The 24206-nt window shown below is 66.4% G+C and carries 18 protein-coding genes and 1 pseudogene; 6 read left to right on the top strand and 13 right to left on the bottom strand.

Features of this window, described 5'->3' with window-relative positions:
• Positions 1 to 77 precede the first annotated feature (77 nt).
• From AUR65_RS17320 to AUR65_RS17330, 3 genes are all read right to left on the bottom strand, one after another.
• The gene (locus AUR65_RS17320; protein ID WP_004971565.1) at positions 78 to 845 is read right to left on the bottom strand and encodes an IclR family transcriptional regulator; all 768 of its coding nucleotides are present in this window, start codon (positions 843 to 845) and stop codon (positions 78 to 80) included.
• A gap of 99 nt (positions 846 to 944) precedes the next feature.
• Complete coding sequence (locus tag AUR65_RS17325; RefSeq protein ID WP_058568134.1) at positions 945 to 2051, bottom strand: Gfo/Idh/MocA family protein; 1107 nt, start codon at positions 2049 to 2051, stop codon at positions 945 to 947.
• Positions 2052 to 2135: 84 nt separating this feature from the next.
• Positions 2136 to 4235 (bottom strand): DUF1349 domain-containing protein, encoded by a 2100-nt coding sequence (locus AUR65_RS17330; protein WP_199180634.1) that lies wholly within the window; start codon positions 4233 to 4235, stop codon positions 2136 to 2138.
• Positions 4236 to 4612: 377 nt separating this feature from the next.
• Between AUR65_RS17330 and AUR65_RS17335 the strand changes: the two genes are divergently transcribed.
• Positions 4613 to 5761 (top strand): Gfo/Idh/MocA family protein, encoded by a 1149-nt coding sequence (locus tag AUR65_RS17335; RefSeq protein ID WP_058568135.1) that lies wholly within the window; start codon positions 4613 to 4615, stop codon positions 5759 to 5761.
• Positions 5762 to 5785: 24 nt separating this feature from the next.
• Entirely contained in the window at positions 5786 to 7162 is a 1377-nt protein-coding gene (locus AUR65_RS17340; protein ID WP_058568136.1) for a DUF362 domain-containing protein, read from the top strand.
• A gap of 48 nt (positions 7163 to 7210) precedes the next feature.
• Here the strand turns inward: AUR65_RS17340 and AUR65_RS17345 are convergent, their stop codons facing one another.
• From AUR65_RS17345 to AUR65_RS17355, 3 genes are all read right to left on the bottom strand, one after another.
• On the bottom strand, positions 7211 to 8749 hold the full coding sequence (locus AUR65_RS17345) for a glycoside hydrolase family 28 protein (RefSeq protein ID WP_058568137.1): 1539 nt from the start codon (positions 8747 to 8749) through the stop codon (positions 7211 to 7213).
• Between the two features lie 111 nt (positions 8750 to 8860).
• Positions 8861 to 9925 carry an alpha/beta hydrolase family protein gene (locus tag AUR65_RS17350; RefSeq protein WP_058568154.1) on the bottom strand — a complete coding sequence of 355 codons (1065 nt, stop codon included), beginning with the start codon at positions 9923 to 9925 and terminating at the stop codon, positions 8861 to 8863.
• Positions 9926 to 10461: 536 nt separating this feature from the next.
• Positions 10462 to 10704, bottom strand: coding sequence for a hypothetical protein (locus AUR65_RS17355; protein WP_233194414.1), 243 nt, complete (start codon positions 10702 to 10704; stop codon positions 10462 to 10464).
• A gap of 163 nt (positions 10705 to 10867) precedes the next feature.
• On the opposite strand from AUR65_RS17355, the gene AUR65_RS17360 reads away from it, so the two are divergent.
• Positions 10868 to 12958 (top strand): ABC transporter substrate-binding protein, encoded by a 2091-nt coding sequence (locus tag AUR65_RS17360; protein ID WP_058568139.1) that lies wholly within the window; start codon positions 10868 to 10870, stop codon positions 12956 to 12958.
• Between the two features lie 205 nt (positions 12959 to 13163).
• Positions 13164 to 15290, top strand: a complete 2127-nt coding sequence (locus AUR65_RS17365) for an ABC transporter permease subunit (protein WP_058568140.1) — start codon at positions 13164 to 13166, stop codon at positions 15288 to 15290.
• Positions 15291 to 15523: 233 nt separating this feature from the next.
• Here AUR65_RS17365 and AUR65_RS17370 read toward each other — a convergent pair whose 3' ends face one another.
• Positions 15524 to 15742 carry a hypothetical protein gene (locus tag AUR65_RS17370; protein ID WP_058568141.1) on the bottom strand — a complete coding sequence of 73 codons (219 nt, stop codon included), beginning with the start codon at positions 15740 to 15742 and terminating at the stop codon, positions 15524 to 15526.
• Between the two features lie 215 nt (positions 15743 to 15957).
• On the opposite strand from AUR65_RS17370, the gene AUR65_RS17375 reads away from it, so the two are divergent.
• Entirely contained in the window at positions 15958 to 17019 is a 1062-nt protein-coding gene (locus tag AUR65_RS17375) for an ABC transporter ATP-binding protein (RefSeq protein ID WP_058568155.1), read from the top strand.
• Positions 17016 to 18131 carry an ABC transporter ATP-binding protein gene (locus AUR65_RS17380; protein WP_058568142.1) on the top strand — a complete coding sequence of 372 codons (1116 nt, stop codon included), beginning with the start codon at positions 17016 to 17018 and terminating at the stop codon, positions 18129 to 18131. The genes AUR65_RS17375 and AUR65_RS17380 overlap by 4 nt, the downstream gene beginning before the upstream one ends.
• A 137-nt stretch (positions 18132 to 18268) precedes the next feature.
• Here AUR65_RS17380 and AUR65_RS17385 read toward each other — a convergent pair whose 3' ends face one another.
• The 6 genes and pseudogenes from AUR65_RS17385 to AUR65_RS20385 all read right to left on the bottom strand — a co-directional run.
• Positions 18269 to 19390 carry a Gfo/Idh/MocA family protein gene (locus AUR65_RS17385; RefSeq protein WP_058568143.1) on the bottom strand — a complete coding sequence of 374 codons (1122 nt, stop codon included), beginning with the start codon at positions 19388 to 19390 and terminating at the stop codon, positions 18269 to 18271.
• 78 nt (positions 19391 to 19468) lie between these two features.
• Complete coding sequence (locus AUR65_RS17390) at positions 19469 to 20503, bottom strand: Gfo/Idh/MocA family protein (RefSeq protein ID WP_058568144.1); 1035 nt, start codon at positions 20501 to 20503, stop codon at positions 19469 to 19471.
• A 120-nt stretch (positions 20504 to 20623) separates the two neighbouring features.
• Entirely contained in the window at positions 20624 to 21808 is a 1185-nt protein-coding gene (locus AUR65_RS17395; RefSeq protein WP_084816521.1) for an MFS transporter, read from the bottom strand.
• A 147-nt stretch (positions 21809 to 21955) separates the two neighbouring features.
• Positions 21956 to 23122, bottom strand: a complete 1167-nt coding sequence (locus AUR65_RS17400) for a UxaA family hydrolase (protein ID WP_058568145.1) — start codon at positions 23120 to 23122, stop codon at positions 21956 to 21958.
• Positions 23119 to 23430, bottom strand: a complete 312-nt coding sequence (locus tag AUR65_RS17405) for a UxaA family hydrolase (RefSeq protein ID WP_058568146.1) — start codon at positions 23428 to 23430, stop codon at positions 23119 to 23121. Before AUR65_RS17405 ends, AUR65_RS17400 begins: the two co-directional genes overlap by 4 nt.
• Positions 23427 to 24206, bottom strand: a pseudogene (locus AUR65_RS20385) (UxaA family hydrolase); the annotation flags it as partial. The pseudogene AUR65_RS20385 and the gene AUR65_RS17405, both read right to left, overlap by 4 nt.

Below are 24206 nucleotides of genomic sequence, written 5' to 3' on the forward strand. Positions count from 1 at the left end.
ATATATAATGTTCGACAGTCCCGAACGGCCGGAGAGCGGTCGGCGGCGGCGAGCGACCCGGGTCGGTCCCGCCCGAGTCACGCGAGCGCGAGTTCCAGTTCGAACTCGCTGACGATGTCTTTGACCGTGTGCGCGAGCTCGGCTTTCCTGTCCTCGCCGGTCACCGAGTGGGCCGGCCCCGTGACGCTGAACCCGCCGATAACGTCGCCCGAGCGGCGCGTCGCGGCGACGCCGATAGCGTAGAGTTCGTTGAAGTTCTCGGCGCGGTTGACGGCGTAGCCCTGGTCGCGGACGCGCTCTAACTCCTCGAACAGCGCCTCGCGGTCGGTGGTGGTGTTTTCCGTCTCCTGCGGGAGGCCCCACCGGTCGACTATCTGTTCGATGCGCGGCTCCGGGAGTTCCGCGAGAATCGCCTTTCCGACGGCGGTGTTGTGCAGGAACAGTCGGTTGCCGAGTTGCTCGTGGGACCACCCCATCTTACTCCCCGACGCGGTGTGCAGGAAGACGGCCTTTCCCCCCATCTCGACGGTGAAAATCGACCGGAGGCGGGTCTCTTCGAACAGTCGCTCGGTGAACTGCCGCGCGAGGACGAACGCCGGTTCCCGCGTCCGGACTTGGTTCCCCAACCGGAGCAGTTCCGGGCCGATGAAGTAGAAATCGCCCTCCTTGATGACGAACTGCTCCTGCTTGAGCGTCGCGAGGTGGCCGTGAATCGTGCTCTTGGGCTTGTCCATCCGCTCGGCGATTTCGGAGACTCGCGCGCCGTCTATCGCTTCGAGTTGCTTCAGAATCTCTATCGAGGTGGCGGTCGTCCGGAGCGTCTTGGGCGAGTCATCCGTTGGCATACCTCAATATTTTCGGCTATGTATTTAAAGTTCAGGATGGTCGAACGACTAAGCGGACGCGGTCTCGGCGAGACGGTGTCTGGGCGGCGGCGACCGGGGTTACCCCTCGACTTCGACCCAACCGCCGCGCTCGCCGGACTCGTACGCCGCGTCGAGGACGCGGAGGAGTTGCACGGCGTCGTCGACGGTCGCGGGCACGTCGCCGGTCTCGTAGCCTGCGAAGTAGTCCTCGAAGTAGTCCTGCACGAAGTCGCCCCACGCCGGGAACCGGTCGTAGGTGAACTCGAACTCGACGGTCCGCTTCGGCGCGGCGGTCCAGTCGGGATGCTCCGAGGTGATGTCCAGCGGGACCGTGGGTTCGTGCTGCAGCGAGTCGTGGTGCAGCGGCGTCAGCGCCTGTCCCTCGGTGCCGTAGAGTCCGAGGTGCGTGTCCTTGCCGCGGTCGCTCAGGTAGTAGCCGGTGTGGTACGTGCCGAGCGTCCCGCTTTCGGTCTCGAACTGGAGGACGGCCCCGGCTTCCACGTCCGTCTCGACCGCGTCGTGGAACCGGGCGTTCACCCGCGCGATGGGGTCGTCGAGAATCCACGGCATCACGTCGACCCAGTGCGGGCCAATCCACTGGAGCGCGCCGCCGCGACTCGTCTCCCGGTCGTAGAGGTAGTGGTCGGTGTCCCGGTAGGAGAGCTGGCTGGCGTTGAAGCGGCCGTCGAGCGTCCACACGTCGCCGAAGAAGCCCTCGGAGACCCGGTCTCGGAGCGCCATCGCGACGGGGTTGCGCCGGTAGTACATCGTCGGCGAGACGGTCACGCCGAGCTCGTTGGCTCGGTCGGCGATATCTTCGAGGTCGGCGGCGGTCCGAGCGATGGGTTTCTCGCTGACGACGTGAACGCCGTTCTCGACGGCGCTCTCGATGATTGCCGGCGTCTCGTCGCTCCGGTAGGTTATCCACGCCACGTCGATGTCGGCGTCGGAGACGAGTTCGTGGGGGTCCTCGTAAACCGCCGCGCCGCCGACGAGGTCCGCCATGTCCTGTCCCTCGGTCGTGATTTCGTCGGGGCGGTCGTCCATCGCCGCGATGTTCTCCACGTCGACCCGTCGTCCGGGTTCGCAGACCGCGGTAATCGTCGCGTCTAACTCGCTCGCGACGGCGAAGTAGGGGTCCCGGTGGTGGTGGTCAATACCGATGTATCCGATGTTCGCACCCATACATGTAGTTCACCGAAAATAGTGTAAAAAGATGCGGGTACAAGCAATATAGTCGGCGGCGGACGGTGCGTCGGTCCCGCGCAGTCAGCGCCGCGGCGTTTCGACCCGCCGAGACCACGACCGAAGCCACGGTCGGGTCCCGCCGTTAGGGACGTTCAGCTCGTGGCTATTGACCGGGAGGTCCGGGTAGCCGCCGACCTGTTCCTGACTGTCGACGAGGTAGCTCTCTCCGCCTTCGACGTTTTCGAGGATGCGTTCGTCGGTCGGCGTCCGGTCGGCCGGGCGCGCGCCGACGTTGGCGAGGTCGTGCTTGAACGTTCGGTCCGACGGCATCGCCGTGAGTCCCTCGGGCCAGAGCGGTCGCTCGTCGACCACGGTCACGTTCTCATCGACCATCGCCACGTCGCCGCCGGTGACGTTGTCTTCGAGGTACGCCACGGCCGTGTCCACGTCGTCCTCGGTGAAGACGTTCGCCTTGTCCGAGTTGGGTCGGCGGTAGGCGTTGCCGACGATGCTCGCCTCGGTGTCGGGGTCCAACCAGGTGCCGTCTTCGAAGTCGTACATCACGTTGTTGACGACGACGCTCTCGGTTCCCTCCTTGAGTCTGGGGTGGCGGTCGGTGTTGAACGCCCAAACGTTCCCCAGCATGGCGACGTTCTTCGCGTCGTTGCCGATGAGCGAGCCGTAGCCGTGTTCGCCCTTCGGGTGGACCGAGTCGTCGAGCGCCTCGGCGACGAGGCAGTTCGAGACGGTCGTGTCCGCGGTCTCGTAGCCGACCGAGAGACACTCGTCGACGCTCCACGAGGCGGAGACGTGGTCGATGACGTTGTTCTCCGTCTCGTCGGCCGTGTTGACCGTGTCGAGCGCCCAGTCCTCGGTCGGCTCCTCGATTCCCGCGTCGCCGAGGCGGACCCGGACGTGCTGGAGGACGCAGTCGCTCGCCGCGACGTTCACGCGGCCCCTGACCAAGGTGACGCCCGGCGAGGGCGCGGTCTGCCCCGCGATGTAGCACTTGTCGTACGGAATCGGGAGGTCGCGCACGCCGAGGTCGACCGTTCCGCTGGTCTCGAAGACGACCAATCGCTCGCCGTCGATGGTGACCGCCTTTTCGAGTTGACGGCGCGTCGGTTCGGTTATCACGATAACCGGCGTGTCGTCGTCGAGCCACGGTGCCGCGTCCGCGAACCCGTCGCTCGGTCCGAAGTGCGACGCGCTGTCCGGACCGGCGTGAGATGGGACCTTGCTGTTCGACGGGTTCGGCGTGCTGAACGTGGAGACCGCGCCTCGCGCGGTGTCTCCGTCGGCCGTGTCGGCCACCGCGCGCACCTCGTAGTAGCGGCGTTCCGTGAGGTCGTCCGCCTCGACGCTGAACGCACCCGGCGAGGAGCGTTCGGTCGACTCCGTGGTGGTCCACGCTTCGGTCGGGACCTCCCGGTACTCGAAGTAGCACTCCGCGGAATCGGCACCGCCGAGGTCGCTCAGTTCGCCGGTGAGCGTCGCCGAGTCGGAGGCGATGCCGGTCACGTCGCCGGTCGAGACGAGCGGGACGCCCGCCGTACTCTCCACGCTTCCCGCGACTTCGACGTCGCCGACGTCTCGGTTCCGGTCGGGGTCGACCCCCGAGAGGTTCTGGAACGTCGCCGTCGCGAGCGTCCCAGAGAGGTGGCTGGTGACGGCCAGACCGACGTAGACGCTGTCACCCAGCGAGATGTCGTCGGCGCCGAGCGTGTTAATCGAGGTCCACGTCTCGCCGTCCGTGGAGCGGTACGTCTCTATCGTGTCACCGCTTCGCTTGAGACGGAGCCAGTCGGCCGGTGTGCCGCCGACGCTGTTCGTCTCGGCCCCGTCTTCTGGTCGGTACTGCATCGACGCCTCGCCGTTGGGGCGGCGGCGGACCATGACGTTCTTCGAGTCGGGGTCGAGCGACTCGCGGACCATCGGGCCCGCCTTCGTCCAACTTTCGACGTTGTCGATGCCGGTGTTCTGGACGGCGACGTCGAAGTCGCCGCTCAGTTCCGTGTAGTGGTAGTGGAACGCGTCGGCCGTGCCCCAGATGTCGTCGCCGCCGCCCTGCATCGAAATCACGGTCGCGGCCGCAGCGCCGCCACCGAAGAGGCCAGCAGTCGTCGCGCCGATACTCCCGGCTCCGAGCACGCGGAGGAACGTTCTCCTGTCAGGTTTCATGAGCGTATCACTCGACCAGACAACATATTCAACGATTGTTATGATTTATGGCAGTCCCGAATTGGGGAGCGGATGTATATAAAGTTCGAGAGTGGCGAACGAGTGAGACGGTGTCTGCGACGAAATCGCGGGGTGAAAACCAATATATTACAAGCATATGTTTGTAATACATCGGATAGTGCTTATAAAATTCGGCATGCTCGAATCGAGGTCGCCCGAGTCACGCACGTCGTCGAGTCCGCGCTCTCATTCGGCGTCGAACCGGCGGTTCACGGGTGCGGGCGACGGTCAGACGCGCGAATCGTTCACGGCGGAAACCGAAACCATGCAAAAGGTTATTACACTCCGACCAGCAGATTGGTGCAACGAGTCAGCCCATGCAAGAGCTAGGTATCATCATGAACGGCGTGACCGGCCGGATGGGAACGAATCAGCATCTCATCCGCTCTATCGTCGCGCTACGCGAGGAGGGCGGCGTGGAACTCCCCAGCGGGGAGCGAGTCATGCCGGACCCGATTCTCGTCGGCCGCAACGAGCGCAAACTCCGCGAACTGAGCGAGGAACACGGCATCGACCGCTGGACCGTCGACCCCGACCTCGAGACGTGTCTCGACGGCGACGACGAGGTGTACTTCGACTCCCAGATAACCCCCCGCCGCCCGGACAGCGTCATGAAGGCCATGGACGCCGGGAAGCACGTCTACTGCGAGAAACCGCTCGCGAGCGACCTCAGCGCCGCGCTCGACGTGGCCGGGATGGCCGAGGAGAGCGACGTGAAACACGGTATCGTCCAAGACAAACTCTGGCTGCCGGGGCTGTTGAAGCTCCAGCGGCTCATCGAACAGGACTTCTTCGGCGACATCCTCTCGGTGCGCGTCGAGTTCGGCTACTGGGTGTTCACCGGCCACGGGCAAGAGGCACAGCGCCCCTCGTGGAACTACCGCGCCGAGGACGGCGGCGGCATCGTCGACGACATGTTCTCTCATTGGAGCTACGTGCTGGAGAACCTGTTCGGCGAGGTGGAGTCCGTCCGCTGTCTCCAGAAGACCCACATCGACGAGCGAATCGACGAGGACGGCGAGCCGTACGAGGCGACCGCGGACGACGCCGCCTACGCCATCATGGAACTGGAAGACGACATCGTCGCCCAGCTCAACTCCTCGTGGGCCGTCCGCGTCAACCGCGACGACCTCCTCGAAATTCAGGTCGACGGGACCGACGGAAGCGCGGTCGCCGGCCTGCGCGACTGCAAGACGCAGGGCCACGCGAACACGCCGAAACCGGAGTGGAACCCGGACACGCCCAAGGAACACGACTTCTACGAAGACTGGACGGACGTCCCGAACAACCGGGTGTTCGAGAACGCGTTCAAACTCCAGTGGGAGAAGTTCATCCGCCACGTCGTCGCCGACGAGCCGTTCCCGTGGGACTTCACCGCCGGGGCGCGCGGCGTCCAACTCACCGAGGCGAGCTATCGGTCCTCTGAGGAGGGTCGCCGGGTCGTCCTTGACGACTTCAGCGTGTAGAAAAGCCCCCCGACGAACAGTTTTATGTCGAACTCGGCCGTCGAGTTTCGCATGCACACAGATGACGGCGAGAACCCCGTAGACTGGCTCTCAGTCCCGGAAGACGTTATCCTCGAAGCGTGCGGCAACCCGCCGCTCCCCGAGTTAGGTATCATCGAACAGGTCTGGGAGACGAACCCGATTCCGACAGACGAGGTGGCGGAGGCGGCCGCGACGGCCGTCGGCGCGCTGTCGTTCGCGGACGTTCCCGACGGCGGCGAAGTCGCACTCGGCGTCGGAAGCCGCGGTATCGCGAACATACCCGACATCGTCGCGGGCGTCGTCGACGCCGTCTCCGAGGCGGGCTACGAGCCGTTCATTTTCCCCGCGATGGGAAGCCACGGCGGCGCGACCGGCGAGGGACAGCGGGAGATGCTGAACGAACTCGGCGTCACCGAGGAGCGAATCGGTTGCGAGATTCGGTCCAGCATGGAGGTCGTTGAGGTCGGGCGCACGCCGGACCGCGACGTGCCCGTCGTCGCCGACGCCAACGCCGCGGCTGCGGACGCCATCATCCCCATCAACCGCGTCAAGCCCCACACCGACTTCGACGGCGAGGTCGAAAGCGGGCTGTCGAAGATGCTCGTCATCGGCATGGGCAAACAGCGCGGCGCGCAAATCGCCCACAAGTGGGCCGTCGACTGGTCGTTCCGGCGGATGATTCCCGAGATAACCGAGCAACTGCTCGACTCGCTTCCCATCGTCGGCGGCGTCGCCATCGTGGAAGACCAGCACGACGACACCACGCTCATCGAGGGCGTCCCCCCGTCGGGCTTCCTCGACCGCGAGCGCGAACTGCTCGAAACCGCGTACGACCTGATGCCGAAGCTCCCGTTCGAGGAGCTCGATTTGGTCGTGTTCGACCGGCAGGGCAAGGAGATTAGCGGGCAGGGGATGGACACGAACGTCATCGGCCGCCGGCCGTTCTCCATCAACGAGCCCGCCCCCGAGAAGCCGAACATCAAGCGCATCTACACCCATGGGCTGACCGAGAAGACCCACGGCAACGCGATGGGCGTCGGGTCGGCAGACGTGATTCACGAGGACATCGTCGCCGAGTTGGACGCGCAGACGACGCTCATCAACGCGCTCACCGCGAGTACCATCCGCGGCGTGAAGCTCCCTCCCGTCGTCGAGACCGACCGTGCGGGCGTCGTCGCCGCGCTGTCGACCATCGGCGTCGTCGACCCCGACACGGTCCGGGTCGTCCGCGCGGCCGACACCATGCACCTCCACCGGCTGTACGCCTCGCCGGCGCTCGTCGAGGAGGCCCGCGACCGCGACGACCTCCGCGTGGTCGAAGAGGCCTCGCCGATTGCGTTCGAAGACGGGCAGTTCGCCGCGCCGTCGCTCCGGGACTGAAGCGCACAGAAGCGTCTTTTTCGGAAAAACGAGTTCGTCGGGCGTCGCCTACCGCTCGACCGTCTCTGGCTGTACTGAGACGACGGCTTCGGCCATGTCGCCGTAGTTGCCCGCGAGGAGCACCGAGGACTCGCCGTCGCCCTCGTCGCGGACGTGAGCGAACGCTTCGCCGTCGTCGGGGGCGACGCAACCGCCGATTCGGAGGTTCTCGACGCCGTCTGCCACGACTGCCGGCCCCTCGTCGGACGCGGCCTCGAAGCCGTCGAGGACGACGGTCGAACTCGCTTCCGCGGTCAGCGGGGTCCCGCTCCCGTCGGGGACCGTCACGCGAACGTCGTTGAACGAGACGCTGCCGAGCGACTTACAGAAGACGCCGTGTCGCTGGTCGTAGCCTTTCGCCATCGCGGGCGAGAGGTCCGAGGCGTCGAACGGGCGGGTCGCGTCGATGTCCACGTCGGTGAAGGAGATGCCCTCGAACCGCTGTTCGGGGAGGCCCGCGAGGAACGCCGCCGACTCGACCTCCTCGGCGGTGATGTGGTGGAAGTCGACGTTGCGGACGTTCGGCGTCGCCTCGGTGACGGGCTTGGGGTCGCTGTCGATGTCCGTCTGGTAGTAGCCGTTGATGACGAACGGGCAGGCGACGCGGCGCATGATGATGGTGTCGAACCGGAGGTCCTCGACCGTCCCGCCGCGGCCGCGCTTGGACTTGATGCGGATGCCGCGGTCGGTGTCGGTGAAGGTGCAGTTCGTGACGGTGACGTGCCGCACGTCGCCGGCCGTCTCGCTGCCGATGACGACGCCTCCGTGGCCGTGTTCGACCGTGCAGTTGGTCACGACGACGTTCTCGGTCGGGCGTCCGACCTCGCGGCCCTGTTCGTCCTTGCCGGACTTCAGGCAGATGGCGTCGTCGCCGGCGTCGATGTGGGTGTCGCTGACCCTGACAAAGCGCGAGGAGTCGATGTCGATGCCGTCGCCGTTCGGGGCGTCCGGCGGGTTCTGAATCGAGACGTCGTGAATCGTCACGTCGTCGGAGTAGACCACGTGCGTGTTCCAGAACGGGGAGTTCCGGAGCGTCACGCCGGAGACGGTCACGTTCTCACAGCCGTCTATCTGGAGCAGCGGCGGGCGCACCGTGAACGTGCTCACCTCGTCCTGCTGGTTGCCGCGTCGAATCTCCTCGAGTCGCTCGGTGAGTTCGGAGGGGTACTGCTCGGGCGGTAACGACACGAACTCCCACCAGTAGGAGCCGCCGCCGTCGATGACGCCCTCGCCGGTGATGGTGACGTTCTCGGCGTCGGCCACGTGGAGACACGGGTGGAAGCCGTCCTGGTCCCACCCCTCCCAGCGGCTCTCGACCGTCGGGAACTCGGTGAAGTCCTGAACGAACCGGAGTTCCGCGCCGTTAGCCAGTCTGAACGTCGTGTCGTCGCCGACGCGGAGCGGGGCGCTTCGGTACGTCCCCGGTGGGAGGTACACCTCGCCGCCCTCGCCGGCGCAGTCGTCGAGCGCCGCCTGAATCGCCGCCGTGTCGAGCGAATCGTCGTCGTCGATACCGTAGTCGCGCACGTTTCGCTGTTCGAGAGTCACGCCTCAAGCATCCGCGAGCGCGTTGATAAACGTTGTGCCGGGGTACCACGATGCACCGGTATCGGCGGCGCGAGGCGAGAGACGGAAACGGGGGCGGGGACAGCGCGCGGCTCAGAGTCGGTCGCGCAGGAAGGGCCACGCGCCGGCCTCGAAGAAGCGATGACCGCCGTCGCCGACGAAGAGACTGCACTCGCTTTCGGCGTCCGCGGCGCAGTACCGCCCGCGGATTCGGTCGAACGCCTGTCTCGTCCCTGCTATCGGGAAGATGGGGTCGGATTCACCCGCAACGACGCGGAGCGGCCGCGGGGCGACGAGACCGGCGACGTCCCACACCTCGCCGAGGCGTCGGAGGCCGGGGACGTAGTTGCACAGGCAGTGGTCGATGGGGACGATGGAGTCCTCGAACGGGCAGACCGACGCGCAGGCGACGGCGCATCCGATTCGCTGGTCGAGCGCACTCGCGAGGAGCGCGACCGTCCCACCGCCGGAGTGACCGCAGACGGCCAGTCGGTCCGCGTCGAGGTCGGGGCGGTCCGCGACGAAGTCGACCAGACGGCCCACGTCCCAGACGCGCTCGCCGACGAGCGACCGGCCGACGAGTTGGGCGCGCTTCTGCCAGTACGTACACGCGCTGACGGCGTCGAACGCGTTCGATTCGTCGGCCGCGCCGGGGGATAGCTCACCGAAGGCGCGCATGTCGGGGGCGACGACGGCGAAGCCACGGCGGACCGCCTGCCGCGCGATGTCCCGTCGGTCGTCGGCGATGTGACGGCGAGCAGCCTCGTCATCGGCGACCCCGGCGGCGAGGTCCTTGCCGTGTTCGGTGTGGCCGTGAAGCGCGACGACGACGGGATACGGCGGGTCCACCGAATCGGGGACGAGCAGGTAGAACGGAACGCGGAACCCCCGTTCCGTACGGACGCTCCACGTCTGTCGCTCGTAACTCGGATGTTGAACCGTCGCTCCCGGGCGCTCCCGTCGCCTCGCGTCAATGCTCTCGGCGGCGCGGTCACGCATCGCCGGAAACCCGAGCACGTCGCGCAGTTCGTCGCGGAACGACGCCTGCCACGCCGCGAACGTCCTGCCGGGTTCGCCCGCGGACGCGACCGAGCCGTCGCTCCTGTCGCTGGCTCGGAGGACGCCGTCGAACCAGTCGTCGTAGTCGAAGCCAGTCATTCGGTGTCGTTCCGACGAACGCGACGAGTTCACAAGTGCGTGTCGACGCCGCAAACTGGGTGAATTGTTCCCCCTAGGCGAACAGAATTGGAGAAATAGATAACTCGGGTTTGAGGCGCTCTACAGCTCTTTTTCAGCCATCTCGGACAGGTGACGAAACGATTAGAACGCGGGGTGACGAGCATTACGGTTGTAGCGGCGTCACGGCAAGCGACAGATTCCCACCGACCTCATTTCCACCGATAGAAGCCCTGAGAACGGGATTATCAGGTACGGGGCGCTGACAGACCGTCGGTTCGGTGAGGACGCCCGCTCGGTCGAGGGTTCTGAGTTCCCCGTACGCGAACGAAAACGGCCGTCTCGGACGTGTACTCGACGCTGAAATCGACGGACAGCGGTGTGTTAGCGCCGAAAATGACAGCGTGATATGAAAAACGGCGGCGACGCGAGTCGAGAGCGGCGGCGAGAAGGAAACGAGACCGGTCGGGACGAATCGGACCAGACTAGACCGGGCCGAGAGTCAGTCAGTCAGTCAGTCAGTCGAGGGCGTCGCTCAGATAGCCGCATCGCCAGAAGACGACGCCGACGGTCACGAGGAGGATGCCGGCGAGGGCGAAGTCCATCATGAGAACGACGTACGAGGCGGTCCCGCGCTCGATACCCGTCATCGCGAGGAGTCCGAGCACGACGATGAGAAGCGTGAACGAGAGCACGCTGGTCCACAGCATCTTCTTTCGGCAAATCCAACATTTGAAGTACGACTGTTCTGAGGTTCCCATTACCGGCGATTTCGCAAAACGGGATAATAGTCCTTTGGGGGCCACCGCCTCGCGTTTCGCCCGGAGGGGCTCGCGGGGGCGGCCACGCAATCAAGGTAAGTGTCATTAAATAATTACCATTATCGATGGGTATATATAGAATAGTCGTAATGGGTACTGTGTGATGGATTCGCAAAGCAGCGCTGAGTCCGACAAGTGGATCAGCGACGACGAGTGGGAAGACGTATCGCCACAGACGCGCCGTCGTCTGCTTCGAAACGCGTTCGGTGCCACGGCCGGTGCCGCCGCGCTGGCCGGTTGTAGTAGTAGCAGTAACGAGGACACGCCGACCCCCCTCGAAAACGAGGGTGGCGGCGGGAGCACGACGACCGACGGCGAATCGACAAGCCAGTCGTCGGGCCAGACGCTCGACCACATCATCTCGCTCGCGCCGACGAACGCCCGGTTCAACCCCTACGGCAACGCCGCGAACTTCTCGTTCCGATGGTACTGGGCGATGTTCGACCAGTTGGCCGTCCACGACAAGGTGTCGAACAAGACGAAAGGGATGGTCGTCGAGGACTGGGAGTACGCCGACAGCGGCCAGGTCGCGTGGAACATCCGCGACACCTACACGTGGCACAACGGCGACGACCTGACCGCGGAGGACGTGGCGACCCAGCTCAAAATCGGCAAGCTGATGCAGACCGTCCACAAGGGCTACGGCGCGCAACCGCTGTACGAGAACGTGGAGCAGACCGGGAAGTACGAACTCACGTTCGACCTGGTCGAACCCGACATCAGCCGGGAGATATTCGAGTTCGGCCACATGAAGCGCCGCGCGTGGCTCTGGGCGCACCGGGACATCTGGGGGCAGTACGCCGAGATGTTCGACGACGCCACCACCGACTCGGAGCGGACCGCCGCCCAACAGGAGATGATGCAGGCGGTTCAGCAGGACGTCTGGGACAACGCGAACGTCCCCGGAAACTCCGTCTGGGAGTTCGTCAGCGGGGAGGAGAACGTCGCGCACTTCGAACCCTACGACGACTACGTCAGCCCCTTCAGCGACGCCGAGTGGTCGAACGGCGAAATCACGGGCGACATGATAGACTACAGCCTCGACTGGCACCGCTACCCGAACCAGCAACAGCGGACCAAGGCGATGCAGGAGGGCGTCATCGACGTGAGCTACCCGCCGGAGTCGCAGTCCGCCCGCGACCGACTCAAGGAGAACGGGTGGGGGCCGGCCGACAGCCTCTCCGAGGACCAGATCACGCCGCAGATGCGCAGCGGGGCGATGGGCGTCCTGCTCAACTGTCAAAGCGACATCACCGGCGACCCGCGCGTCCGGAAGGCGATTCACCACATCGTCCCCCGGAAGCCGCTCGTCGAGTGGGTGCCTGACTACGGCACCTACTGGGTCGAAGACCGCATTCCGTCCGGCATCGGGCAGGACAAGGAAGTGCCATGGTTCGGCGGGAACTCGAACTGGCCGAGCGGCGACCTCGCAAAGCTCGAACGGTACGCCCACACGGAAGACGACGTGGACGAACAGCGGGCGACCGAACTCCTCGAGGCCGCGGGCTTCTCGAAGTCGGGCAACCGCTGGAAGGACCCGAACGGCGAGAACGTCACCCTGCGGTTCTACACGGCGACGTCCGACGAGGAACCGATGGCCCTGCGGTTCGCGCAGATCGCGAAGTCCTACCTGGACAGTTTCGGTCTCCAGACCGAAGTGACCGCACAGGAGGCGACCATCCGCGCCGGGAAGACGATGGAGTCCGGCGACTGGGAGTTGCTGTTCGACAACTGGGGCGGCGCGAAGTCCGGCCCGCCGTTCCTCGGCTTCTCGAACTCCTTCAGGGTCCAAGAGTCGCTGTCCGGACAGCCGCTTCCGAGCAACGACAGCTGGGCGATGGACCGCGTGGTCGAGGTGCCGTACCCCATCGGCGACCCGACCGGCGACCTCCAGGAAGTCGACGTCATCGACAAGCTCAACGAGCTTCGGACGCAGATGTCGGACGAAGAGCGCAGACAGAAGGTCGCGGAAGTCTCGTGGATATTCAACCAGTCGCTCCCGATGATGCTCATCAACGAGGAGGGCGGCACGGGCGGCTACTGGCTGAATCATGACAACTGGGCGACGAAGCCGCCGAACAACAACCTGAACCCGGCGTACCGCTACGAGATCGTCGAAATCGGTCAGTACTCCTACTGCCAGTACATGGCCAAGATGGGAACCGAGTACTTCCACCCGGCGGGAGGGCAGTAACCACGCCGAGCGCCGCCGCCTGAACGAGATTCCGTCGTCTCACCGAGACAGCCATACGTACCAACCATGCGGTGAACTCCCCGTCCGGAGGCCGACGCGAACGCCTCCGGACGAGACGACGGTGAGACAGTTCGGTCGATTGCGGTCGAAAGTAGCCCTATTCATAATGATTAAGTACCCACATGAGAGGTAAGAACTAGCAAGGATGGTCGAGAAAAATTACTACGTGCGCCGGATAGCGCAGGCCCTGATAACGGTCTGGGCGGCGATCACGTTCTCGTTCGTGACGGTCCGGCTCATACCGGGCGGGCCGATGGACTACATCGCCGCGCAGATCAGACAGCGGTCCGGGGGGGCGGTTTCGTCGACCCGCCTCAACCAGATGGTCGAGATGTACTCGAACGTCAACCCGGACAAGCCGATGCTGCAGGCGTACGTCGAATACATCGTATCGGTTGCGCAACTAGACTTCGGGCGGTCTATCTTCTACTCGGACCCGGTCTGGAGCGTGCTCGGACCGGCGATCCCGTGGACGATGTTCGTCTCGCTTTTCGCCCTCGTCATCGGCACCATCATGGTGTTCCTCATCGGCGGCTTCCTCGCCGTCCACGAGGGCGACACCTGGGACGTGGTCGGGAGTTACTTCGTCATCTTCTCCGACGCCGTCCCGTACTACATCGTCGGCCTCGTGCTGTTGTTCACGCTCGGGTTCGGCACCGAGTTCTTCCCCAACGGCGGGCGCTACGACAACGCGCTCACGCCCGGGTTCAACATCGAGTTCATGGCCAGCGTGCTGCGACACGCCGCGCTGCCCATCATGTCGTTCGCGCTGACCTCGTGGGGCGGCCTCGAGTTCCGCGCGCACTGTACCCGCATCATCGGTGAGGACTACGTCGACGTGGCGGAACTCAGGGGACTGCCCGACAGCCGAATTCAACTGCGGTACATCGGCTGGAACTCGATGCTCCCGATGTACACCGGTCTCATGGCCGGCCTCGCCAGCCTGTTCGGCGGCTCGGTCATCATGGAGCAGATATTCCGCTACCGCGGCATGGGCTTTTACTTCTACGAGGCCACGATGGCGCGGGACTACACGACGGTCATGGCGGCGGTCATCCTCTTTACCATCGTCACCGTCGTCGGCCTGCTCATCGCCGACTTCACCTACGGGTTCATCGACCCGCGCGCCGGTCACACCCAGCGCGAGTCCTACTCGCGGTCGTACCGCGAAACCCTCCAGCGGTTCGTCAACCGCCTGCGGGGCGGCGGCGCGGACGAGACCGAGACCATCGACGACCGCATCGAGGGCAACCGCATCTCGGCCAGCGGTGCGATGAGCTTCGACGTCGATAGCTCCGACTTCTCGCGCGGCGAGTACATCAAAGAGCGAATCGACCAGAGCCTCCTGACCCCGTTCCGCATCATCTGGACCTCGCCGCGGGCGCGCGTCGGCGCGATAATCCTCAGCATCTTCGGCTTCCTCGGGCTGTTCGGGCCGTACATCGTCCCCGAGGTCAGACCGATGCAGGGACCGATTCTCCTGCAACCGCTGGAGAACATGCGCTACCCGCTCGGTACCGACGACATCGGCCGCGACCTCCTCGCACAGCAGGTGCTCGCGACCCGCCCGATGCTCGTCATGATGCTGTCGGGGGCCCTCGTCACGCTCGGACTCGCCATCTTCTTCGGCGTCACGTCCGGCTACCTCGGCGGCGTCATCGACAAGGTGCTCATGACGGTGACCGACGTGATGATGAACATCCCCGGCCTCGCGCTCGTCATCGTCCTCGCCGTGATTCTCGAACCGAAGAGTCCGGTGTTCGTTGGATTCGTGCTGGCCATCGACAACTGGCCACGGTTGGCCCGACAGCTCCGCTCGCAGGTGCTCACCATCCGCGGTGAGTCCCACGTCGAGGCCTCGCGTGTGCTGGGTCTGCCCACGTCGAGCATCCTCTCGAAGAACGTCATGTCCCGGCTCATGCCGATGCTGACGATGGGGACCGTCGGCTCCATGCGGAACATCCTGATGGAGTCCGTCGGCCTGTACTTCATCGGCGTGCTGCCGTTCACGACAAGCAACTGGGGCGTCGTCCTCAACATCGCCCGCAACGGCGGCGCGCTGTCCGGCATGGACCGCTTCCACTGGCTGCTCGCGCCGATACTGTTCATCGTCACGATGACGTACGGCCTTCAGCTGTTCGCGCAGGGGACGGACCGACTGTTCAACCCCCGTCTGCGCGCTCGCCACGCGGCCACCGTCTCGACCGACGACATGGAAGGCGGTCGCGGCGGCTCGGAAGGCGGCGACGGTGCCGCGTCCGCCGCGGACTAACCGACTCGACCCAGTCGGTCGATTTCGCGTCGCTGTTTTTTGCGTTGTCTCGACCCGGGAGCGGCCGTGCTACGCTGTCACGGGGAAAAGATTAACACACGCGCTATCGACCTACCAAACGGACTTCAACCATGAAAGTGGAGAAAGAAGGAAATACGACGCGGTACCTGCTCGGCCTCGTGATACTCGTGATCCTGCTCGTCGGGGTGTACTACGGGTTCACCATGATGTGATCAGAACAGCCGGTACGCCCACAGCACAACTCGGAACGCGACGGCCACGAACACCAGTAACCCACCGATTATTCCGAACATCCCCGCCCAGACGCCGGTCTGAAGGGCGGCACCCAGGAGAATCAACAACGCGCCGAGGAGGACCACCGCCGAGGTGATACCGCCGAGTTTGGAGCGAACTGTCCACAGTACGTTCTGTCGCGTTTGCGCTTGCGCCATGTCAGCACGGACATCGCGGACGAACTTATAGTTTGCCGGTATCGCCGGTCGAACCGCCCGAAGACCACGAAATCGGCGCGCGTCAACTGCGCCGGCGGAAAGTATTAAGTAGTATTGAACGTGATAGATTCCTACTACGGTCACATGTTGACGATACGCACGCGTGACGGGTGGGACCGCTCGCCCGCCGTACGAACCGACGAGAGGGACTGACCATGGCGACACAACACACCAAACAGAAGATGCCAGACGAGCCAACGGCCGAGCACAACGTGTTAGAGATAACGAACGCGAGCGTCGCGTTCGCGATGGAACGCGGGGACGCGCGGGTCCTCGACGACGTGTCGATTAACGTCCGCCGCGGCGAGGTTCTCGGCGTCGTCGGCGAGTCCGGGTCCGGCAAGTCGATGCTGGCGGACTCCATGCTCGACGCCATCGACTCGCCCGGGACGCTCACCGGCGACGTGGTGTTCAACCCGCCGGAGGGCGGCGAGCCCATCAAGGTCAACGACCTGAGCAAGGAGGAGCTTCGCCGGTTCCGCTGGGAGCGCGTCTCGATGGTCGTACAGGGGGCTCTCGACTCGTTCAACCCGACGCTCAGCATCGGCGACCACTTCGTCGAGACGCTCCGGGCGCACGACTACGACATCCAAGAAGGGATGGAGCGCGCCCGACAGCTCATCTCCGACGTGCACCTCGAACCGGACCGCGTCCTCGACGCCTACCCCCACGAACTGTCCGGCGGGATGAAACAGCGCGCGCTCATCGCGCTGAGCCTCATCCTCGACCCCGACGTGCTCGTGATGGACGAGCCGACCGCCGCGCTCGACCTGCTGATGCAGCAGTCGATTCTGAAGCTCCTCTCGGAGCTGAAAGCCGAGTACGACCTCACCATCGTCATCGTGACGCACGACTTGAGCCACGTCGCGCGCATCTCCGACCGCCTCGCGGTGATGTACGCCTTCGAACTGCTCGAACTCGGCCCGGTACAGGACATCGTCATGGACCCCGCCCATCCCTACACGCGGGAGCTACTCAACTCGATACCCGACATCGACGCCGACCTCGACGAGATGGCGTCCATCGAGGGGACGAGTCCCGACCCGCTGAACGTCCCCAAGGGCTGTTCGTACCACACCCGATGCCCGCTCGCCGACGAGCAGTGTCGGGCGACGAACCCGGACCTCATCGAGGTGTCCGACGACCACGGAGCCGCGTGCTTCTACACGGACGAAGCCCGTGAGACGATTCCCCTCAAGAAGGAGGTCTCGAAATGAGCGACGACCCCCTGCTCCGCGTCGACGACCTGAGCGTCCACTTCGGCGGCAACGAGGGCATCCTCGACCGCTTCCTCGGCGACGACAAAGGCGTCGTCCGCGCCGTCGACAACGTCTCGCTCGACATCGGCGAGAACGACGTGGTCGCGCTCGTCGGCGAGTCCGGCTGTGGCAAGACGACGCTCGGAAAGGCCATGATCGGCCTCCAGCGCCCCACCTCGGGGACGGTCCGCTTCCGCGGACAGGACATCTGGAAGTCCGACCTCGAACCCGGCGACATCCCGTACAAGGAGATTCGGAAGTCGCTCCAGATGGTCCACCAGGACGCCGGGAACTCGCTTGACCCCAACCGGACGATATTCAAGAACCTCAACCCGGCGCTGAAGAAGTGGCGGCCGGAGCTCAACCTCGTCGAACGGCGAGAACTCGTCCACCAGATGCTCGACACGGTCGGGCTCACCCCCGCGGACGACTACGCCTCGCGGTACCCCCATCAACTGAGCGGCGGGGAGGCCCAGCGGACCGTCATCGTCCGGTCGATGCTCCTCGAACCGGACCTCATCCTCGCCGACGAGGCCGTGAGCGCCCTCGACGTGTCGCTTCGGGTGAACCTGATGGACCTCCTCCTCGAACTGCAGGAGATGTTCAGCACCTCGTTCGTCTTCATCTCGCACAACATGGCGAACGCCCGGTACCTCGCCGGTCGCGCCGACGGCCGCATCGCCGTCATGTACCTCGGCCGCATCGTCGAAATCGGCCCGGCGGACGAGATTATCAAGAACCCCCAGCACCCGTACACCAAGAGCCTCCTGTGGGCGACCTCCGGCCTCTCGGAGATAAACGACCCCATCGAGACGCCGCCGGTCAGGAAAATCGACATCCCGGACCCGGAGAACCCGCCGAGCGGCTGTCGGTTCCACACCCGCTGTCCCGAGGCGCGGGAGTACTGCACGTCGAACACGCCGGACCTCTCCGGCATGAGCGGCCCGTCGGACCGCCACGAGGCGGCCTGCTTCGACGCGCACGACAGAATCGACTACCGGAACAGCGAACCGCTCACCGACGACCTCGACATCGACGTCGCGGACGACGCGGAACAACCGGCCGACTGAAAGAAAAACCTCGATTGGGACTGCTGTTCAGACGCCGTCGCCAACACCGAAACCGGTACCGGCTCCGACGCCTGTTTTCGCCCCCATACTGACGCCCGTTCTCGCTCCCGCACCGACTCCTACGTTCACTCCCGAGTTCACTCCGCGTCGCCCGCCGGGCCGACGTCAGTCGGGAAGCCATCGGGGACCGACGGCGGGCGCTCGCACTGCGCCGAGAGTTGGACGTACGCGCCCTCCTCGGCGGACTCGCGGATGCCGTCCATCGCTTCGAGGACGTGGAACCCGAGGTCGCCGCTGGTCCGGTGGTCCCAGTCGGAGTCGAGCGAGTACGCGAGGTCGACGAGGCCGAGGCCGCGCTGTTGTCCGGGGTGGTCGCGTTCGACGGTGACCTCGCGCCACTCGCCGTCGTCGTCGTCGCTGAGGTGGACGCGGGGCGTCCCGTCGAACCGGTTGGGGTTGGTGACGCTCAGCGTCCCCTCGGTGCCGTAAATCTCGAACCCCGGCAGTTCCGACTCCCAGACGTCGAAACTCGTGAGCAGCGTCCCGGTCGCGCCGTTCTCGAAGGTCACGACGGCCGTCTCGTGGGTCGGCACCGACACCGGAATCCGCTCGCCGCGGCGCGGTTCGCTCGTTATCTCGCGCTCTTCGAACGGCGTGTTCGCGGTGCCGGCGACCGACTGAATCGGGCCGAGGAGCGTCACGAGCGACGTGAGGTAGTACGGCCCCATGTCGAAAAGCGGGCCGCCGCCCTCTGCGTAGAAGCCGTCGGGGTCCGGGTGCCAGTGTTCGTGGCCGTGGTTCGACCAGAACGCCGTCGCGCCGACGGGGTCGCCGATGCGATCCTCGTCGATGAGGTCGCGGCAGGTCTGGATGCCGGTTCCGAGGACGGTGTCGGGCGCGACGCCGACGGTCAGCCCCCGCTCGGCGGCGGTCTCCAGAATCGCCTCGCCTTCGTCCTTGGTCGCCGCGAGCGGCTTTTCGGTGTAGGCGTGCTTGCCAGCCTGAAGCGCGGCCGACACGAGGTCGCCGTGGGTGCCCGCCGGTGTGAGCACGACCGCCACGTCGATTTCGGGGTCGGCGAGCAGGTCCTCTGTCGGGAGGACGCGAGGCACGCCGTACTCGTCCGCCTTCGACTCCGCGCGCTCCGTGTCGAGGTCGGCGCAGGCGACGATATCGAGGGCGTCGAAGCGGTTCCCCGCCTCGAAGTACACGTCGCTGATGGCTCCACAACCGATGATACCGAGAGTCGCACTCTCCATACCGGGGCGACGCGGGAGAGGCTCAAATAGCTGTTGACGGGCGCTGGCGCGAGGACGTCGTCGGTCAGGAAAGCGAGCTCAGTCGTCCGCGTCGCCGAGGTTGCCGAGGCCGCCGAGAGAGGGCACCGACACCCACTCACCGCGACTGTCCGAGGCCTCGGCGGCGAAAATGATGTCCAGGCCCTTTCTGGCCTCGGCGGGCGGGACCATCGGCGGTCGTCCCTCGGAGACGGCCTCGACGAAGTCGCGTATCTGCGCGACGTGCGGGCCTTCGGGGCGGGGGTCGGGGAGTTCGACGGGCTGTTTCTCCCCGTTCACCTCGAACAGTTCGACGCCAGTCTCGGTGACGCGGAGCGTCCCCTCCGTCCCGTTGAATTCGAGACTGATGGGCTGTTGGGGCCGCGTCGCCGTCGTCGCCGACACCTGCCCGAGCGCGCCGTCCTCGAATCGGAGGGAGAGCGCGGCCGTGTCGGGGGCGTCGATGTCGTGGTACAGCGCGTCGCCGGTGCCGGCGACCCGTGACACGTCGCCCGCGACCCACTGGAGCAGGTCGATGCCGTGGAGCGCCTGCGTGAACAGGACGCCGCCGTCGAGGCCGGCGCTCCCGTGCCACGACGAGTCGTCGTAGTACGAGCGGTCGCGGTGCCACTTCACCCGCACGTCGGCGAACACGAGTCGTCCGAGCCGGCCATCGCGGACCACCTCGCGGGCGAACTGCATCGTGGGGAACAGCCGCCGCTGGAGGATACACGCGAGGGTGACGCCCGCGTCGCGGCAGGCCTCGACCATGTCTTCCACGCGGTCGGGCGTGATTTCCAGCGGCTTCTCGCAGAGCACGTCGATGCCGTCTGCCGCGGCGTCGACGACGATGTCCCGGTGGGCTCCGTTGGGCGTGCAGATGCAGACGGCGTCGAGCGCGGCGTCGGCGAACAGGTCGGCGTGGTCGGTGTACGACGGACAGCCGTGCGTCTCGCCGAACGAACGAGCGGTCTCCGCGGTGTGGTCGGCACAGCCGACGAGCGCCGCGCCGTCGATGTCGGCGAGCGCTTCGGCGTGGGACCGTCCCATGCTCGAACAGCCGACGATTCCGACTCGAACCGGCGTCTCGGTCATCGGCGCTCACCGTCGGACGAGAGAGTGACTGTGACTGTAGGCGTCATCGACTCGAACGTCAGCGGGCGGCGTGATAAGCGTTTACGAGCGGGGGACGCGGGCGTGGGACTGCGGTTCGACTCACTCGGGCGAAAAGCTCTCCGTGAGCGTCCGCCCGACGAGGCCGGCGGCGACGAACGCGAGGACGCTGGTGCAGACGAACGCCGTGGCGTAGTCGAACCGAGTGGCGAGCACGCCGACGACGAGCGGGCCGAGAACACCGCCGAGGCCGCGGGCGGTCGAGCGAAGTCCCATCAGTTCGGACTCGCGGTCGACCGGGGCCACGTCGGCGACGAAGGCGATAGTACCCACGGTGAGCATGGAGAACGTGACCGCGTGGACGAAGAAGGCGGTGCTGCTGATACCGATGCGGGCGAACTGTCCGTCGGGGACGAGCGCGAGCACGACGACGAGCGCCTGCACGCCGCTTCCGGCGAGACCGCCGACGATGAGTTTCTTCCGCCCGATACTGTCGCTCAGGCGGCCGAAACCGTACATCGAGACCACCCGGACCGCGGGGCTGACCGCGAGGACGGCACCCATCACGACGTTCGAGAGGCCCACGTCGGCGACGAGGAACACCGGAACGACCGAGATGAAGCCCTTCTCGGTCATGTTCCGGAGGACGATACCGACGTACAGCCAGCCGAGTCCGGTCCGTTCGAACAGTTCGCGCCGCGCGCCACCGGGGAGGAGCCGACCGCGGACCTCCCCCAGGAGCCGGCCCGCGGTCAGCGTCTGTTCGGACGGCGGCGTCGGGTCGCTGATACGGAGCGTGAGGAGGGTCGCCACGAGGCCGAATCCGACGACGACGAGATAGAGGTCGGTCGGGACGAGCACGCCGACGAGGTAGCCGACGAACAGCCGACCGCTGATGGCTCCCGAAGAGCGGGCGCTACTGTAAAAGCCGATGGAGCGCCCGCGGCCGGACTCGCCGCCCGACTCGCTTACGATGGTGAGAATCACCGACTGGAAGCCGGCTGTGAACACCGCGAACAGCCCGCGACAGGCGATTTGGAGCGGGACAGACGCGGTGAGGGTCAGCGGGGCGATAGCGAGCGTCGAGAGGAGCGCGGTCCCGATGAGTATCGCCCGCCGGCGACCCGTGATATCTGCGATTGCGCCCCAGACCGGGGCGAACACGAACAGTCCGAAGGAGAACGCCGCGTACGCGAGGCTCACCGCGAACGGCGACCCCTGTTCTCCGATGTAGAGCGCCATCGCCGTCCCGAAGAGCGACCCGCACGCGACGCGCGAGATGCCGATGAGCGCGAGTGCGCTCCGCTGTCCTCGACTCGCTGGTCGAGCCTGCTGATTGACTACCACTACGACCGGGTGTGACACTACCACCCAATAAAGATTGGCGAGGCGGAAGGCGACGTACCCGACTCGCCGACACGGACCCGGAACGAGTCAGGTCGACGGGCCGGCGCGGGCGATGGCGAACTCCGTGAGTCCGTGCCGCTCGGCGCACGTCCGGTCGCCGTCGGCGACGGCGAGAAGGAGCGATTCGAGGTCGTCCGCGTCCGCCTCGCGGGCGTCGAGGTCGATGTCACCGGGGACGGCCGCGAGGGTGTCCGCGTCGCCGGAGAGTTTCACCACCGGGACGACGGGATGGCCGGCGGGCGTCCCCTGTCCCGTGACGTGGAGGACGAGATGCGCGCCCGCGGCGGCGAGGCCGGTCGCGGCCTCTTCGACCCGGGAGGGCGCGTCCAGTAGTGTTACCCTGCCCTCGCCCGTGGCGTCCCCATCGGCGACTCGCTCGCCGTACGCCGCGACATCCGCGACCGGCGCGTCGCCGATGAATCCCGTCGCGGCCTCGAAGCCTTGGGCCGCCGCCTCCGTTCCGACGCGCGTCGCTCTCGCGGGGCGGTCCGCCGCGTCGAGCAGTCGGTCGGCGGCCGCGTCGCCGACGAGCGCCCGCGTCTCGTCGGGGTGCGCGGCGAATCGTTCGTTTCCGGCGACGACGACCCGCCCGCCGGCCGCCGCGACTCGCTCGACCAACTCGGCGACGAGCGGGTGCGCGTGCCGTCTGGTCGAGTCCGCGAGGTCATCGACGACGACGCCGACCGTGAGGTCGCCGAGCGTCGCCGCCGAGTCGTCGGCCGTCGCGCCCGAGTCGTCTGGCTCAGCTGGCTCCTGCGCGGCCGCCGATTCGCGGAGGTCGGCGACGGCGGCCACGCCGCGGTCAGCGCAGGCGTCAGTCCCGCCGGCGTCCTGTATCGTGAGTTCGCGGACCGGAAGTCCGCGTTCTTCGACCGCGGCGGCGACGACATCGCTCCGGACCGTCTCACAGCCGAGACCGACGACGACCGTGCCGGCGACGTTGGGATTGCCGGCGAGGCCGACGAGCGTCCGCTCGGTCTGCTCGGCGTCCGCGCCCAGTTGCCCACAGCCGTGGTCGTGGGGCGCGGCCACCGCGCCCGGCGAGCGGGCGGCTATCTCCTCGGCGACGACGTGCGAGCAGATGACCGACGGGAGGACGAGCACCCGGTTGCGGATGCCGAGGCGGCCGTCGGGTCGGCGGTAGCCCGCGAACGAGTCGCGGCCGATTCGGTCGGCGAGGCGGTTCTCGGTCATCGCTCCGCCTCCGTCGCCGCCACGTCGCCGCGGCCGCGAGTGCTCTCGCAGTTGTGCGTGTGGACCCACTCGCCGGCCGCGACCGCCTCCGTGGCCCGCCCGATGACCTCGCCGTACTTCTGAACCGTCTCGCCGGCCGACAGCGGTTCGAGGGCGAACTTGTGGCCGAACGGAACGTCGTCCGCGAGCGTCACCGCGTGGTTTCCGTCGCGAACCTCGCGCCCGGCGTCGAGGTCTTCGAGCGCCGTCGCCACGCTGTCGCCGTCGGCCAGCACGAGGGCGGCCCCGTCGAGAACGCGGCCCTTCATGTGCCCCGCACCTCCGCGAGTTCGCGCGGGTGGACCTCCGTGATGGCAAACTCCTCCATCCGACGCGTCTCGGCCCCGGTTCGCTTTCCGCCGGCGACGGCGAGCACCTCGTCGTAGACGCGCTCGCCCGCCTCGGAGATGGTCGCGTCGCCCTCGACCACCGACCCGGCGTTCACGTCCATGTTCGACCGCATGCGCTCCCACGTCCGGGGGTTGCCCGTGACCTTCACCACGGGCGCGACAGGGTTGCCAGTAGTGCTCCCGCGGCCGGTGGTAAAGACGATAATCTGCGCGCCACCGGCGACCTTGCCGACGACGCTCTCCACGTCGTAGCCCGGCGTGTCCATCAGGACGAGGCCGCCGCCGACCGGCAGGCGCTCTGCGTAGTCGACGATACCGCGAACGGGGGTCGTCCCGCCCTTCGAAATCGCCCCGAGGCTCTTTTCCTCGATGGTCGTGAGACCGCCCTCCTGATTGCCGGGCGAGGGCTGTGCGCCCCGGAGGTCGACGCCCATCAGGTCGGCGGTCGCCTCGCGGCGCTCGACGCGGTCGAGCAGTCTGCGGCGGGTCTCCTCGTCGGCGCACCGCTCCGCGAGAACGTGCTCCGCGCCGATGAACTCCGGCGTCTCGCTGAACGAGGCGGTTCCCCCGGCCGCGACGAGGCGGTCGCAGGCGTCGCCGACGGCGGGGTTGGCGGCGATGCCCGAGGTGGCGTCGCTCCCGCCGCACTCGACGCCGACGACGAGTTCGCTCGCGTCGGCCGACTCGTGGCGGGG

Source organism: Haloferax marisrubri, assembly GCF_001469875.2.
GTDB classification, from domain to species: domain Archaea; phylum Halobacteriota; class Halobacteria; order Halobacteriales; family Haloferacaceae; genus Haloferax; species Haloferax marisrubri.